This is a genomic window from Achromobacter anxifer (assembly GCF_903652925.1).
Classification (GTDB): domain Bacteria; phylum Pseudomonadota; class Gammaproteobacteria; order Burkholderiales; family Burkholderiaceae_B; genus Achromobacter; species Achromobacter anxifer.
The window spans coordinates 1-14,860 of the sequence record NZ_CAHLAR010000018.1 but is presented as its reverse complement, the minus strand read 5'-3'; the positions used below and the strand labels follow the sequence as shown (position 1 = coordinate 14,860).

Genomic DNA, 14,860 nt, shown 5'->3' with positions numbered 1-14,860 from the left:
CATCCACGCATAGGGACGGGCTGACGCCTGTCCCTATTTTTTTGCACCGCCGTTGCGGCGCGCCGTGGCCAGCATCGCGGTGCAGACGCCACGCATCATGTCCACCTCGTCACGGCTCAGCGCGTGGCGCGAGAACAGGTGCCGCATGCGCGGCATCAGCTTTTTGGGATGGGCTGGATCCAGGAACTGCACGCCGACCAGCGCTTCTTCCCAGTGTGCCAGGAAGGCCTGCACTGCCTCGCTGGAGGCGGGCGCCGCGCCGCGCGGCGCTTCCTGCGCGGTCGAGGCTGGCAGGAGCGGTGCGCCCTGGTCCACCAGCAGTGCGTAGCGCAGCTCCCAGGCGGCCAGCTGCAGGGCCTGGGCCACGTTCAGCGAGCTGTACTCGGGATTGGCGGGGATGTGGCAGATGCGCTGGCACAGCGCGATCTGGGCGTTGGTCAGCCCGGCGCGTTCGGTGCCCAGCACCACGGCGGCGATGCCTTCGGCCGTCTCGCCCAGGTGGGCGCGCGCCAGTTCGGCTGCCTGGCGGATGTCGCAGGGCGGGGGGCCCAGGTCGCGCACCCGGGCGGTCAGCGCAAAGGCCATGGTGACCGGCGCCAGCGCTTCTTCCAGCGACCCGTGGATCCGGGCGTTTTCCAGCACGTCCAGCGCGCCGCTGGCCAGCGCCACGGCTTCCGGCTGGCTTGTTACATCTGCGAATTTAGGCTCGACCAGCACCAGTTCGGAGAAGCCCATCGTCTTGATGGCGCGGGCCGCCGAACCCACGTTTCCGGGGTGGCTGGGGTTCACCATAATGAAGCGAACGCGTGAAAATGCTTGAGTCATTTAAAATGGCACGTTTGGCTTAGTGCCTTCCTGGTTTTTTGGGTCGATTTCCCCGGTTGGGGCAACGGCGGACCCGGGGGGCGGCAAGCGGCCTATCATCAAGCCAACTCATCGCATTCGTACGGAATTTTATGCACCCGATGCTCAACATCGCCATCAAGGCGGCCCGGCGTGCCGGCACCATTATCAACCGTGCCAGCATGGATTTGGAACGACTCAGCGTGGCTCGCAAGGGGCCGCGGGATTATGTCACGGAAGTCGATCGCGCCGCCGAGGAGTCGATCGTCGAGACGCTGCGCGCGGCTTACCCTGACCATGCCGTGCTGGGCGAGGAGTTCGGCCTGCAGGGCCCCGACCAGGCCGAATTCCAGTGGATCATCGATCCCCTGGACGGCACCACGAACTTCATCCATGGCCTGCCCAATTACGCCGTGTCCATCGCGCTGACGCAGCGCGGCCAGGTCACGCAAGCGGTCATCTATGACCCGACCCGCAACGAGCTGTTCACGGCCAGCCGCGGCAGCGGCACCTTCCTGAACGACCGCCGCGTGCGCGTCTCGGGCCGCACCCGCTACCACGAAGCCCTGCTGGGCGCGCACTGGCCCAATTCCGGCGACCCGGAACAAGGCTCCGCGCGTTTCCGCCAGATGGCCGAAGGCAGCACCGGCGTGCGCCGCCTGGGCTCCACCGTGCTGGACCTGGCCTACGTGGCCTGCGGCCGCCTGGACGGCTTCTGCGGCGTGGGCCTGAAGGCCTGGGACCTGGCCGCGGGCAGCCTGATGGTGCTGGAAGCCGGCGGCCTGGTCGCCGACTTCGACGGCGAGCAAGGCTGGATGGACACCGGCAACGTGCTGGCCGCCAGCCCCAAGATCTTCACGCAGATGCTGTCCTCGCTGAACCCGCCTTCGGCGGCTTGAGGCAGGGCGCTTGCGCCCGACGCTTGTGCCTGAGTATCGAAGAACCGGCCCGCGGGCCGGTTTTTTCATGGGCGTCCATCATGCGGCGCCATCAGGCGGCGGACGGAACGCGGCGCGCTTGATGTCCATCAAAGGCGCTGATCACGCGCCGCCCTAGACTTGTGCATGGCGGCGGCGCGGGGGCATTTGCCTCGCGCGCGTCTGACGGCCGCCACGTTTACGGAGAAGTCCCATGCTGGCAAAAGCCACCCTAGCCATCGCCCTGTCCGCAGCCAGCCTGCCCGCGTTCGCCGCCCAGTGCGAGGTGACCATCGAAAGCAACGACGCCATGCAGTACAACATGAGCGAAATGGTCGTCGACAAGAGCTGCAAGCAATTCACCGTGCACCTCAAGCACGTCGGCAAGCTGCCCAAGACCGCCATGGGCCACAACTGGGTGCTCACCAAGGACGCCGACAAGACCGCCGTGGCCACCGAGGGCATGAGCGCCGGTCCGGCTCAGGACTACGTGAAGGCGGGTGACGCCCGCGTCATCGCGCATACCAAGGTCATCGGCGGCGGCGAGTCCGATTCCGTGACCTTCGACGTGTCCAAGCTGGCCGCGGGCGAAGCCTATGCCTACTTCTGCTCGTTCCCTGGCCACTGGGCCGTGATGAAGGGCACGCTCAAGCTCGGCGGCTGAACCGGTACCCGCGAGGAAGACCGGCTTCGGCCGGTTTTTTTATGCGCGTGACGGGTTCGAGGGCCAGGAAAACCCCCGGTTTCCAAGGCCTAAACCGTATGCGCATCAGGCATACGGAGGGGCCGTGTCACCGGCGTGTCACGGATTTTCCATGTACGATTACCGGTCGTGTAACTTCTGGAGCTCCTGATGGAGTGGCTGCTGGACCCTACTGCGTGGGTCGGCTTGCTTACCCTGGTCGTCCTTGAGATCGTACTGGGGATCGATAACCTGATTTTCATCGCCATCCTGGCGGACAAGCTGCCCCCTGCGCAACGCGACCGCGCGCGCATCATGGGCTTGAGCCTGGCGCTCATCATGCGTCTGGGCCTTTTGTCGGTCATGTCATGGCTGGTCACGCTGACCACCCCTCTGTTTTCCATCGGGCCGCTATCGCTCTCGGGCCGCGACCTGATCCTGATGATCGGCGGCCTGTTCCTGCTGTTCAAGGGCACCATGGAGCTCCACGAGCGCCTGGAAGGCTCGCAGCACGGTGGCTCGTCGGGGCCGCGCGTGTACGCCAGCTTCTGGGTGATCGTCACGCAGATCGTGGTGCTGGACGCGGTGTTCTCGCTGGACTCCGTCATCACCGCGGTGGGCATGGTGGACCATCTGGCCATCATGATGATCGCCGTGGTCATCGCCATCGGCATCATGCTGCTGGCGTCCAAGCCGCTGACGCGCTTCGTCAACGCCCACCCCACCGTGGTGGTGCTGTGCCTGGGCTTCCTGTTGATGATCGGCTTCTCGCTGCTGGCCGAGGCTTTCGGTTTCAAGGTGCCCAAGGGCTACCTGTACGCCGCCATCGGCTTCTCGGTCGCGATCGAGGCTCTCAACCAGGTGGCGCGCCGCAATCTGCTCAAGCTGGACGCGCGCCGCCCGATGCGCGAGCGCACGGCCTCCGCCGTGCTGCGCATGCTGGGCAAGCGTCCGCCCGCCGACGAACCCGACCTGCCCAGCGCCGCCGGCCCGGCCGTGCCGGCCTTCGGCGTCGAGGAACGCAATATGGTCAGCGGCGTGCTGACGCTGGCCGAGCGCTCCATCCGTTCCATCATGACGCCGCGCACCGACGTGTCCTGGATCAACATCGATGACGATCCCGAAACCATACGCCGCCAGCTGACCGAGGCGCCGCACAGCTTTTTCCCGGTATGCCGGGGTTCGCTGGACGAAGTGGTGGGCATAGGCCGCGCCAAGGACCTGATCGCGGACCTGATCACCGAGGGCAGGGTGCGCCGCAACCGGCTGCGCGACCCCATCATCGTGCACGAGTCCATCGGCATCCTGCGCCTGATGGACACGCTCAAGCGCTCGCGCGGCCAGCTGGTGCTGGTGGCCGACGAGTTCGGCGCGATCGAGGGCCTGGTGACGCCGATCGACGTGTTCGAGGCGATTGCCGGCGAGTTCCCCGACGAGGACGAACTGCCCGACATCGTCGCCGATGGCGACAACACCTGGAAGATCGACGGCGCGGCCGACCTGCATCACGTTGAACAGGTGCTGGAAACCGAAGGCCTGGTCGATGACGCCCAGGACTTTTCAACCCTGGCGGGGTATCTGCTTTCGCGCTTCGGACACCTGCCCAAGCCGGGCGACGTCTGCGAGTACGAAATCCATCATGAGCATTTCCGTTTTGAAGTGCTGGAAATGGATGGCCGCCGCATCGCGCTGGTGCGCGTCGAGAAGCGTCCACAGGAAATGCTTGCCGACGATGCATCCCTAGCCAACGACTAACTAAGACCGACCTGACATCGTGACCGAAAACACCCTATACCTGATCAAAGCTTTCATCCTGGGCATCATCGAGGGCCTGACGGAATTCATCCCCGTATCCAGCACCGGGCACCTCATCCTGGTGGGCGACTGGATCAACTTCGAGTCCAGCCAGGGCAAGGTGTTCGAGGTGGTGATCCAGCTGGGTTCCATCCTGGCGGTGATGTGGGTGTTCCGGGCGCGCCTGCTGACGCTGATCCGCGGCACGCTGACCGGTGTGCCCAGCGAGGTCGCCTTCACCCGCAATCTGATCATCGCCTTCCTGCCCGCCGCCGTGATCGGGGCGATCTTCATCAAGTCCATCAAGAGCGTCTTCTATCACCCCGCGGTGGTGGTCGTGACCCTGGTGCTGGGCGGCCTCATCATGCTGTACGTGGAGCGCAAGACGCACCACACACCGGGCGACCTGCCGGGAGCCGCCGACGATACGGCCTCCGACGAACGCGCCACGGCCCGCACGCTGGAGCAGATCACCTGGAAGCAGGCGCTGGGCGTGGGCGTGGCGCAATGCCTGGCCATGATTCCGGGCACCTCGCGTTCGGGCGCCACCATCATCGGCGGCATGATCGCGGGCATCCAGCGCAAGACGGCCACCGAGTTCTCGTTCTTCCTCGCCATGCCCACCATGCTGGGCGCAGCGGTGTACGACATGTACAAGAACATGGACGTGCTTACCCAGCACGACCTGTCGGGCATCGCCGTGGGCTTCGTGGCCGCGTTCCTGAGCGCGATGGTGGTGGTGCGAGCCGTGCTGCGCTTCGTCGCCAACCATACCTATCGCGTCTTTGCGTGGTACCGGATCATCTTCGGCGGCGTGGTCGCGGCCTGGATCTTCACGCGCTGACGGGCTGGCCGGCGCGCCGCCGGCCGCAGCAATGACAAGGGCCGCTTGCGCGGCCCTTGCTTTTTTGCGTCACGCTGTGCCCGAGGGCTACGCTTCCGTTTCCAGATCGTAGAACTGCAGGCCGTCCTGGTCGATGACCAGCCAGCCGCCGCGGGCGGGCGACGCGTGGTCGCAGTCCCAGTCGGGCAGCACCCAGCGTTCGCGCTTCTTGCCGTCCACTTCCTGCACGTGGCGGGCGGGGCGATGGGTATGGCCATGCACCAGCACGCGCACGCCGGTTTCGTGGAAGACGGATTCAATGGCCGCCGCATTGACGTCCATGATCTCCATGGACTTCATCTGGTTGGCGGCCTGGCTTTCGCCGCGGGCCTGCTGCGCCATCGCCAGCCGCTCGGGAATCGTCTTGGCCAGGAACTCGGCCTGCCAGCGCGGATCCCGGACCATCTTGCGGAACTGCTGGTACGCGGCGTCGTCGGTACAGAACTCGTCGCCGTGGGTCAGCAGGATCTGGCCGTAATCCGTTTCCAGCAGCGCCGGTTCGGGCAGCAGCTTGGCGCCCAGGGCATTGGCAAGTTCTTCCCCGATGAGGAAGTCGCGGTTGCCGCGGCCCAGCCAGACCGGAATCCGGCTGGCAGTGTCGCGCAGCGCCGTCAGCGCCGTGGCCAGCCACGGCGGCGCGGCGCGGATCACATCGTCGCCGATCCAGGCATCGAAGATGTCGCCCGGCAGCAGCAGGGCGGCGGCTTCCTCCCGCGCGGCCTCCAGGAAGGCCAGGAAGGCCTCCGAGGTGGCCGGCGTGGCCGGGCCCAGATGCAGGTCGGACGCCAGCCAGATGGGGCCGGACAGCGTGATCTTATTCAAGAACTTCGGCCTTCTCGATGATCACGTCTTCGTTGGGGACGTTCTGGTGGAAGCCCTTGTTGCCGGTCTTCACGCCCTTGATCTTGTCGACCACGTCCGTGCCTTCGGTCACGGTGCCGAACACGGCATAGCCCCAGCCGTTGGGCGTGGGGGCGGTGAAGTTCAGGAAGTCGTTGTTGGAGACGTTGATGAAGAACTGGGCCGTGGCCGAGTGCGGATCGCTGGTGCGGGCCATGGCCAGGGTGTACTTGTCGTTCTTCAGGCCGTTGTTGGCCTCGTTTTCGATGGGGGCATGGGTCTGCTTCTGCTTCATGCCGGGTTCGAAGCCGCCGCCCTGGATCATGAAGCCATCGATCACGCGATGGAACACCGTGCCGTTGTAGAAGCCTTCCTTGACGTAGGTCAGGAAGTTTTCGACGGTCTTGGGAGCCTTGGCGGCATCCAGGGTGATGACCATGTCGCCTTGGTTCGTGTGGAGCTTGACGCGGGGATTGGTGCTCATGGCTTTTGTGCCTTCAGAGGTGGAGGTGGAGGAATCGGCCGCGGGGGCGGCGCTGACGAGCGCTGGGGCGAATGCGGCCAGCGCGAACGAGCACGCCGTCAGGCGCAGCAGGTGTAGAGGGGAGTAACGGGACATCATTTTCCGTGTTTATCCTTCAGCATGGTTTCGACTTCGCGGACCTTTTCCTGCATGCCGGGCACGCCGTCGCTGGCGGCCTTCTTGTAGGTGCTCAAGGCCTGCAGAAGTTGCAGGTCGCCCATATTGGCGCGGGCGGCGGCGTAATTCGGGTCGGCGCGCAAGGCCATCGAGAGGGCGTCTTGCGCACGGTCGAGTTCGCCGCGGCCAGCATATAGAGCCGCCAGATTGTTCCAAGGTTCCGGGAGTTCCGGAAAACGGTTGGTCATCTCGGTGTAGACGCCAATGGCTTCGTCGGTGCGATTCAGGGCTGCCAGCGCGCGAGCGTGCTGGAACATCAGCTGCACGTCGGTGCTGCTCTGGTTCTTGATCTGTTCCTGGCGCTTTTCGATCATCGCCAGCGCTTCTTCGTTGTCGCCGTGGTTCAGCAGGCGCTCGATGTGGGTCGTGATCTGCGAAGGCGAGGGCGTCAGGCGCGTGTCGACGCCGGGCTTGGCGGCCTCCAGCAGCTTGGCCAGGCTGTCCCAGCCGCCTTCGGGCGGAATGGGGTCCAGGGTAGTGCGGTTTGCGTTGGGGTTCTCTCCGCCACCGCCGGCCATGGACTGGGCCAGAGAGGCTCCAACCGGCACGCCCGCGAGGGCCAGGGCGAGCAGGGCGACGCGAAAGCGCGGCTTGATAGTCACTTGGGCATCCGTTAAAAGTCGTGGCTGGTCAACGCTTACGCGCGCGACCGGGCCGCTTGCTATACTTGACGACCACCATTTTAGCCTCGGTTGTGTTTTGGCTCGATGAGCCGGTCTGGCGGCGGGACAGAGCCAAGGTCAAAGCCACGGCGAAAGCTCGGCCTGGCCCCGGGTCTCGTTCCTGGAAACGTGTTCCGGGGGTGGTCAGCGCCAGTGTGATTATGGCCTGGGGTCGTAATGCGGGATTGCAATCTGCGGGAACGCAATCCGGCCCGGCGGCACTTGCCGGAGGTATTTTCCTTCGGCAGCAACTTTCCGCAACCGCCACGGAAACTTAGACTAAGCCTACAAGCGCCATGCTGCAAATCTACAACACGTTGTCGCGTACCAAAGAACCGTTCAAGCCGGCCCAGGCTGGTCAGGTGCGCATGTACGTGTGTGGCATGACCGTGTATGACTTCTGCCATCTGGGCCACGCCCGCATGCTGGTGTCGTTCGACGTCGTGCAGCGCTGGCTGCGCGCCAGCGGGCTGGCGGTCGATTACGTGCGCAACATCACGGACATCGACGACAAGATCATCCGCCGCGCGGTCGAAACCAACCGCCGCATCGGCGAAGTCACCGAGTTCTATATCGACGCCATGCACGCCGACGAGCGCGCGCTGGGCGTCGAGACCCCCGACCGCGAGCCGCGCGCGACCGAGTACGTGGGCGAGATGCTGGACATCATCGGCAAGCTGGAGCAGAACGGCCTGGCCTACCAGGCCGACGACGGCGACGTGAACTACGCCGTGCGCGGCTTTCCCGGCTACGGCAAGCTGTCCGGCAAGACGCTGGACGACCTGCGCGCGGGCGAGCGCGTGGCCGTGGGTTCGGCCAAGCGCGACCCGCTGGACTTCGTCCTGTGGAAGTCCGCCAAGGCCGAGGAACCGGACGACACCAAATGGGAGTCGCCCTACGGCCTGGGCCGTCCGGGCTGGCACATCGAGTGCTCGGCCATGAGCAAGTCGCTGCTGGGCCTGCCGCTGGACATCCACGGCGGCGGTCCGGACCTGAAGTTCCCGCACCACGAAAACGAAATCGCCCAGACCGAGGGCGCCTTCGGCGGCACGCTGGCCAATATCTGGATGCACTGCGGTCCGCTCATGGTCGATTCGGACAAGATGTCCAAGTCCCTGGGCAATTTCCGCACCATCCGTCAGACCATTGCGCTGGATGATCCGGCGGCTGACCAGGCGGTCTATCGCGTCAATCCGCGCGAAGCGGAAATGGTGCGCTTCTTCATCGTGCGCAACCACTACCGCAGCCCGCAGAACTACACGCCGGACAACCTGATCGACGCCCAGAACGCGCTCGACCGCCTGTACCAGGCGCTGCAGAACGTGCCGGCCGACGACCAGGGCATCGACTGGAACGAGCCGCAGGCCCAGGCCTTCAAGGCGGCCATGGACGACGACTTCAACAGCTCGGGCGCCGTCGCGGCCCTGTTCGAACTGGCCTCCGAGGCCAACCGCGGCAAGAGTGCGCGCAGCGCCGGCCAATTGAAGGCGCTGGCGTCCCTGCTGGGTCTGCTGCAACAGGATCCGGCGGTCTATTTCCAGTCGCCGACCCGCTATTCGGCCGCAGCCATGGAGCAGGGCGGCCGCAGCACGCTGGACGCCGACGCCATCCAGTCCCTGATCGACGCGCGCGCGGCCGCCAAGGCGGCCCGCAACTTCGCCGAAGCCGACCGCATCCGCGCCGAGCTGCGCGACGCCGGCATCGAGCTGGACGACAAGCCGGGCGGCCTGACGCAATGGCGTCGGGCTTGAGCACCCTGGATACGCCCGCCATGTCCACCGTCGACCTCGAAATTCCCAAGCCCGAGTACTGGGAAGCCGCCGTAGCCCACCTGATGCGGCGCGACCGCATCCTGAAGAAGATCATCCCCCAGCACCCGGAGGTCTGGCTGACCTCGCGTGGCACGCCTTTCGTGACGCTGGCGCGGGCGATCATCGGGCAGCAGGTGTCCGCCAAGGCGGCCGACGGCGTCTGGACCCGCTTCATCGACGCCGTGGGCAAGCGCCCCACGCCGGTCGCGGTGCTGCGGGTCGGCCTCGACGGCCTGCGGGCGGCGGGGCTGTCGCAGCGCAAGGCTGAATACGTCCTGGACCTGGCCGTGCATTTCGGCGAGCGCCGGGTCCATCCCGAAAAATGGGCGGCCATGGACGACGAGGCCGTCATTACCGAATTGACCGCCATCCGGGGCATCGGGCGCTGGACGGCGGAGATGTTTTTGATTTTCAATCTGCAGCGGCCTGATGTCCTGCCGCTGGATGATCCTGGGTTGCTCAAGGCAATCTCGCTACACTATTTCAGCGGCGAGCCTGTCTCGCGCTTCGAGGCTCGTGAAGTCTCGCTGGCGTGGCAACCCTGGCGTACCGTGGCGACCTGGTATCTGTGGCGCAGTCTGGAACCGACTCCGGTTCAATACTGACGCACGCCAGGCAGCCCATCTACGGAACCACACTACATGCGCAATACATTTCTGGAATTCGAACAACCGCTAGCCGAGCTTGAGAACAAGATCGAGCAGCTGCGCTACGTGCAGGCCGATTCGGCGGTAGACATCTCCGACGAGATCGGACGTCTGCAGCAGAAGAGCCAGACCTTGGCGAAGGAAATCTACGCCAAGCTCACGCCCTGGCAGACGGCCCTGGTCGCCCGCCACCCCCAGCGCCCCTACACGCTGGACTACGTGCGCGAAATGTTCACCGACTTCCACGAGTTGCACGGCGACCGCATGTACGCCGACGATCAGTCCATCGTGGGCGGCCTGGCGCGCTTCAACGGCACGCCCTGCATGGTCATCGGCCACCAGAAGGGACGCGACACCAAGGAACGCGCCGCGCGCAATTTCGGCATGCCGCGTCCGGAAGGCTATCGCAAGGCCCTGCGCCTGATGCGCCTGGCCGAAAAATTCGGCATTCCCGTCTTCACCTTCGTGGACACGCCGGGCGCCTATCCGGGCATCGGCGCCGAAGAGCGCGGCCAGTCCGAAGCCATCGGCCACAACCTCTATGCCATGGCCGAACTGAAGGTGCCGGTGATCTGCACCATCATCGGCGAAGGCGGCTCGGGCGGCGCCCTGGCCATCGCCGTGGGCAACGCCGTGCTGATGCTCCAGTACGCCACCTATGCCGTGATCTCGCCGGAAGGCTGCGCCTCGATCCTGTGGCGCAGCGCCGAAAAGGCCCCCGAGGCCGCCGAAGCGCTGGCCATCATCGCCCCGCGCCTGAAGGACCTGGGTCTGGTTGACCGCGTGGTCAACGAGCCCGTGGGTGGCGCCCATCGCGACCCGCGCGTCATGGCCCGCCTGCTGCGCCGCGCGCTGGGCGACGCCCTGCGCCAGCTGCAGGGCATGACCCCCGAGCAGCTCGTGGAACAGCGCGTGCAGCGCCTGCTGTCCTACGGCGCCTACCAGGAAGTGCGCGCCTGAAGCAGGCAGGGCGCCGGCTAGACGGCCGGCGCCGCGGCCCAGCGCCACGCGCCATCCCGCCATGAACGCCCGCCCAGCGTCCGATACTCCGCATCGGGCCGCGGCGGGCGTAGTTCATTCCCTTCCCGTCTCGGCCGAGTTGGCCACGGCCTTGCGCGGCGCTTTGCAGGCCTTGCCCGAGCGTCCGGCGCGCATCGCCGTGGCGTTGAGCGGCGGCGCGGATTCGGCCATGTTGTCCGTGCATGCGGCCGGCGTGGCGCGCGAGCTGGGCATGGATCTGGCGCTGTTCCATGTGCATCACGGCTTGCAGGACGCCGCCGACGCCTGGACACAGCATGCGCGCGCGCTGGCGGACATGCTCGCGTTGCCGCTGTCGGTGGCGCGCGTGGAGGTGGCGCAGGCTGCCGGCAAGGGCATCGAAGCGGCCGCACGCGACGCCCGCTACGCCGCGCTGGCGCAATTGGCGCGAGAGCAGGGCGTGACGCATATCCTGTTGGCCCATCATCGCAACGACCAGGCGGAAACCGTCCTGCTGCGGCTGCTGCGCGGCACCGGGCTGGTCGGCATGGCGGCCATGGCGCCGGTCTCGCAGCGCGACGGTGTGAACTATCTGCGCCCCTGGCTGGACATCGGCCGCGACGAGATCCTGCGCGCGGCGGAAGCGGTGGCGGCTGCCAGCGGTTGGCGGCCGGTGCAGGATCCCACCAATGCCGATCCGCACTACACACGAGCCGCCTTGCGCGAACTGCTGGCCCCCGTGCTGGACGCCCGCTGGCCGGGGTGGCGGGCCATCGTCGCCCGCCACGCACGGCACATGGCCGAGGCGGCCGAGATCCTGGACGAGGTGGCGCGGGAGGATTTCGCCAAGCTCGATCCTTCCGAGGACGGCGTCAGCTTTTCCCTGCAGGCCTGGCGTGGACTGTCCGAGGCGCGGCAGGCGCACGTGCTGCGGCACTGGCTGGAACGCAACGGCGCGCGCATGCCGACGGACGCAAGGATGCGCGACCTGCTGCGCCAGCTGCGCGGGCTGCACAGCCTGGGCCACGACCGCCAGCTGCGGGTGGAGCAGGCCGGCCACGTCATCCGCTGCCATCGGGGCAGGGTCTGGGTGGAGCCCAGGGAATAAGTGGGGTACGGCCCCGGATCCCCGAAAAATCGCGGCGTGGACAGAATTTTGCACGGGCTGCGCAAATTTTTACCGTCGCGCTAGAATATACGGCTTTGCCCGTCAACCTTTGCGGCGGGTTCCCAGCCAGAGTACGAGATGTCCCTGATCGTTCACAAATATGGCGGTACTTCGATGGGCTCGGTCGAGCGCATCAAAAACGTGGCGCGTCGCGTCGCGAAGTGGCACGCCGCCGGCCACCAGGTTGTCGTTGTTCCGTCGGCGATGGCAGGCGAGACTAATCGCCTGCTCGGCCTGGCGCGCGAGATTACGCCGCAGCCCGACAGCCGCGAGCTCGACATGATTGCCGCCACCGGCGAACAGGCCAGCAGCGGCCTGTTGGCCATCGCGCTGCAGGCCGAAGGCGTGCCCGCGCGCAGCTATGCCGGCTGGCAAGTGCCCGTGCGTACCGATTCGTCCTTCACCAAGGCTCGCATCACGTCCATCGAGGACGAGCGCATCCGCGCCGACCTGGACGCCGGCCGCGTGGTCATCGTCACGGGCTTCCAGGGCGTCGACCCGGAAGGCCACATCACCACGCTGGGCCGCGGCGGTTCCGACACCTCGGCCGTGGCCGTGGCGGCCGCCATCAAGGCCGACGAATGCCTGATCTACACCGACGTGGACGGCGTCTACACGACCGATCCGCGCGTGGTGCCCGAAGCGCGCCGCATGGCCGTCGTTTCCTTCGAGGAAATGCTGGAAATGGCGTCGCTGGGTTCCAAGGTCCTGCAGATCCGTTCGGTTGAATTCGCCGGCAAATACCGTGTGCCGGTCCGGGTCCTGTCCTCGCTGACCGACCCGCTTATCCCGCTCGCAGAAGAAATGGTCTCGGGCACGCTGATTACTTTTGAGGAAGACGAAAAAATGGAAGCCGCCGTTGTCTCCGGCATCGCCTTCAGCCGCGACGAAGCCAAAATCACCTTGCTGGCCGTTCCGGACAAGCCCGGCATCGCCTTCTCCATCCTGGGTCCTGTCGCCGCCGCCAACATCGACGTCGACATGATCGTGCAGAACCAGTCCGTCGCTGGCACGACCGATTTCTCGTTCACCGTGAATCGCAACGAGTTCGCCCGCGCCGTCGACCTGCTCAAGCGCGAAGTCATCCCCGCCGTGGGCGCGCGTGAACTGTCCACCGACGAGAAGGTCGCCAAGGTCTCGATCGTCGGCATCGGCATGCGCTCGCACGTGGGCGTGGCCAGCCTGATGTTCCAGACGCTTTCGCAAGAAGGCATCAACATCCAGATGATCAGCACCAGCGAGATCAAGACCTCGGTGATCATCGACGACAAGTACATGGAACTGGGCGTGCGCGCGCTGCACAAGGCCTTCGGCCTGGACCAGGCGCCTGCCGAAAAGGCCTGATAAAAGACTCCGGCACGATTTTTTTTGCAGTCAGCGCCCGATAGCGGGCAAGAGTGAAAAAAGTCGTGCTAGAATCTCGTTCTCTTCGGAGATGTGCCCGAGAGGCTGAAGGGGCTCCCCTGCTAAGGGAGTATGTGGCTAAAAACTGCATCGTGGGTTCGAATCCCACCATCTCCGCCAGATTCTCTCCGATCTGGCTCACGCCAGCACCGGAGATAAAAAACCCGCAATCACGCAAGTGATTGCGGGTTTTTTCATGGGCGCCTGGCGCGCTTGCAGATGGGCCCGCCCTGCATGAGAAAATCCTTGATTCCCTTCCAGGCGCGGAACCCTTGAAACACCTGCTCGCCCCATTAGACAGGCTGGATGACTTCGACGAAGTCATCGATGTGCGCACGCCGCTCGAATTTGCCGACGACCACATACCTGGCGCGCTCAACGCGCCGGTGTTGAGCAACGAAGAGCGCGTGGTGGTGGGCACGCTGTACAAGCAGGTGTCGCCGTTCGAGGCCTCGCGCGTGGGCGCCGCGCTGGTGGCACGCAATATCGCCGCGCATCTGGACACCACCTTTGCGGACCGGCGCCAGGGTTGGCGGCCCTTGATCTATTGCTGGCGCGGCGGCACGCGTTCCGGGTCCATGACGACGATGTTCAACATGATAGGGTGGCGCGCGCGGCAACTCGACGGCGGCTACAAGACCTATCGCCAGGCCACGCTGGACGCGCTGGAGAGCCTGCCCGCGGGCTTGCGCTACATCGTGCTGGCAGGGCCCACCGGCAGCGGCAAGACGCGCTTGTTGAATGCGCTGGAGCAGGCCGGCGCGCAGACGCTGGACCTGGAGCGCCTGGCCGCGCATCGCGGCTCGCTGCTGGGCGCCTGGGCCGGCATCGCGCAGCCCACGCAGAAGGGCTTCGACACGCGGCTCGCGCAAAGCCTGCGGGCGTTCGATGCTTCGCGGCCCGTGTTCGTCGAAGCGGAAAGCCGCAAGATCGGCGCCGTCGCCTTGCCCGCCGCGCTGCTGACGGCGGTGCATGCGAGTCCCTGCATCGAGGTCCATTCCAGCCGCGAGGACCGCGCGGCCTTCCTGCTGCAGGATTACGCGCATCTGTTCGACGATCCGGCATCGCTCAAGGCGCAGTTGCAGCGCATGATCGGCCTGCACAGCCGCGAGCGCGTCAATGGCTGGCTGGCATTGGTCGATGGCGGCGCGCGCGCCGAGCTGGCGCGGGAGCTGATAGACCGGCACTACGATCCGGCCTATGCGCGCAGCTGCCACGCGCATTTCACGCAGTTGCCGCACGCGTTGCGGCTGGAATTCCGGCCCAACGACGATGATGTGGTCGAGCAGGCGAGGGTCTTGCTGGCCAGGCTGGATGCGGCCAGCAGTGCCGCATGAGTCGAGCGAGGGCGGTTGGAGGTGGTTGTCGCGTCAAGCAATGTACATAAGCGCTTCACTTGCACGCTTCGCGAAATAACGCTATTATTCAAGGCTTGCTTTCAAACGCAAATGCGCCCGTAGCTCAGCTGGATAGAGTACCTGGCTACGAACCAGGGGGTCGTAGGTTCGAATCCTGCCGGGCGCGCCAAGTT

The 14,860-nt window shown here is 65.7% G+C and carries 14 protein-coding genes and 2 tRNA genes; 12 read left to right on the top strand and 4 right to left on the bottom strand.

The features are described from left to right. Positions 1 to 33 precede the first annotated feature (33 nt). The gene (locus tag HWY37_RS32575; protein WP_175206725.1) at positions 34 to 825 is read right to left on the bottom strand and encodes an RNA methyltransferase; all 792 of its coding nucleotides are present in this window, start codon (positions 823 to 825) and stop codon (positions 34 to 36) included. Between the two features lie 131 nt (positions 826 to 956). Between HWY37_RS32575 and HWY37_RS32570 the strand changes: the two genes are divergently transcribed. The 4 genes from HWY37_RS32570 to HWY37_RS32555 all read left to right on the top strand — a co-directional run bounded on the left by HWY37_RS32570 (position 957) and on the right by HWY37_RS32555 (position 5,080). After that, a complete protein-coding gene (locus tag HWY37_RS32570; RefSeq protein ID WP_175206724.1) occupies positions 957 to 1,742 on the top strand; it encodes an inositol monophosphatase family protein in 786 nt (261 codons plus the stop codon). 232 nt (positions 1,743 to 1,974) lie between these two features. Then, the gene (gene azu, locus HWY37_RS32565) at positions 1,975 to 2,424 is read left to right on the top strand and encodes an azurin (protein ID WP_175206723.1); all 450 of its coding nucleotides are present in this window, start codon (positions 1,975 to 1,977) and stop codon (positions 2,422 to 2,424) included. Between the two features lie 189 nt (positions 2,425 to 2,613). Then, positions 2,614 to 4,197, top strand: a complete 1,584-nt coding sequence (locus HWY37_RS32560) for a TerC family protein (RefSeq protein WP_176090724.1) — start codon at positions 2,614 to 2,616, stop codon at positions 4,195 to 4,197. Positions 4,198 to 4,216: 19 nt separating this feature from the next. Beyond that, positions 4,217 to 5,080, top strand: a complete 864-nt coding sequence (locus HWY37_RS32555) for an undecaprenyl-diphosphate phosphatase (protein WP_175206721.1) — start codon at positions 4,217 to 4,219, stop codon at positions 5,078 to 5,080. A gap of 87 nt (positions 5,081 to 5,167) precedes the next feature. On the opposite strand, the gene HWY37_RS32550 is transcribed toward HWY37_RS32555, so the two are convergent. The 3 genes from HWY37_RS32550 to HWY37_RS32540 all read right to left on the bottom strand — a co-directional run bounded on the left by HWY37_RS32550 (position 5,168) and on the right by HWY37_RS32540 (position 7,261). After that, the gene (locus HWY37_RS32550; protein WP_176090723.1) at positions 5,168 to 5,941 is read right to left on the bottom strand and encodes a UDP-2,3-diacylglucosamine diphosphatase; all 774 of its coding nucleotides are present in this window, start codon (positions 5,939 to 5,941) and stop codon (positions 5,168 to 5,170) included. Continuing rightward, positions 5,934 to 6,443, bottom strand: coding sequence for a peptidylprolyl isomerase (locus tag HWY37_RS32545; protein ID WP_176090756.1), 510 nt, complete (start codon positions 6,441 to 6,443; stop codon positions 5,934 to 5,936). The genes HWY37_RS32550 and HWY37_RS32545 overlap by 8 nt, the downstream gene beginning before the upstream one ends. 134 nt (positions 6,444 to 6,577) lie before the next feature. Continuing rightward, on the bottom strand, positions 6,578 to 7,261 hold the full coding sequence (locus HWY37_RS32540; RefSeq protein ID WP_175206719.1) for a tetratricopeptide repeat protein: 684 nt from the start codon (positions 7,259 to 7,261) through the stop codon (positions 6,578 to 6,580). A gap of 356 nt (positions 7,262 to 7,617) precedes the next feature. Between HWY37_RS32540 and cysS the strand changes: the two genes are divergently transcribed. The 8 genes from cysS (at position 7,618) to HWY37_RS32500 (ending at position 14,856) form a co-directional block, all read left to right on the top strand. Then, positions 7,618 to 9,072, top strand: a complete 1,455-nt coding sequence (gene cysS, locus HWY37_RS32535) for a cysteine--tRNA ligase (protein ID WP_175206718.1) — start codon at positions 7,618 to 7,620, stop codon at positions 9,070 to 9,072. A gap of 20 nt (positions 9,073 to 9,092) precedes the next feature. After that, a complete protein-coding gene (locus HWY37_RS32530) occupies positions 9,093 to 9,737 on the top strand; it encodes a DNA-3-methyladenine glycosylase family protein (RefSeq protein WP_175206844.1) in 645 nt (214 codons plus the stop codon). Positions 9,738 to 9,773: 36 nt separating this feature from the next. After that, complete coding sequence (locus HWY37_RS32525; protein ID WP_175206717.1) at positions 9,774 to 10,739, top strand: acetyl-CoA carboxylase carboxyltransferase subunit alpha; 966 nt, start codon at positions 9,774 to 9,776, stop codon at positions 10,737 to 10,739. Positions 10,740 to 10,890: 151 nt separating this feature from the next. Beyond that, positions 10,891 to 11,865 (top strand): tRNA lysidine(34) synthetase TilS, encoded by a 975-nt coding sequence (gene tilS, locus HWY37_RS32520; RefSeq protein ID WP_176090755.1) that lies wholly within the window; start codon positions 10,891 to 10,893, stop codon positions 11,863 to 11,865. 138 nt (positions 11,866 to 12,003) lie between these two features. Then, the gene (locus HWY37_RS32515) at positions 12,004 to 13,269 is read left to right on the top strand and encodes an aspartate kinase (RefSeq protein WP_175206716.1); all 1,266 of its coding nucleotides are present in this window, start codon (positions 12,004 to 12,006) and stop codon (positions 13,267 to 13,269) included. A gap of 87 nt (positions 13,270 to 13,356) precedes the next feature. Then, positions 13,357 to 13,449 (top strand) — tRNA-Ser (locus tag HWY37_RS32510). A gap of 152 nt (positions 13,450 to 13,601) precedes the next feature. Continuing rightward, complete coding sequence (gene mnmH, locus HWY37_RS32505; RefSeq protein ID WP_175206715.1) at positions 13,602 to 14,666, top strand: tRNA 2-selenouridine(34) synthase MnmH; 1,065 nt, start codon at positions 13,602 to 13,604, stop codon at positions 14,664 to 14,666. A 113-nt stretch (positions 14,667 to 14,779) separates the two neighbouring features. Beyond that, positions 14,780 to 14,856: transfer RNA gene (locus HWY37_RS32500), tRNA-Arg, on the top strand. Positions 14,857 to 14,860 lie beyond the last annotated feature (4 nt).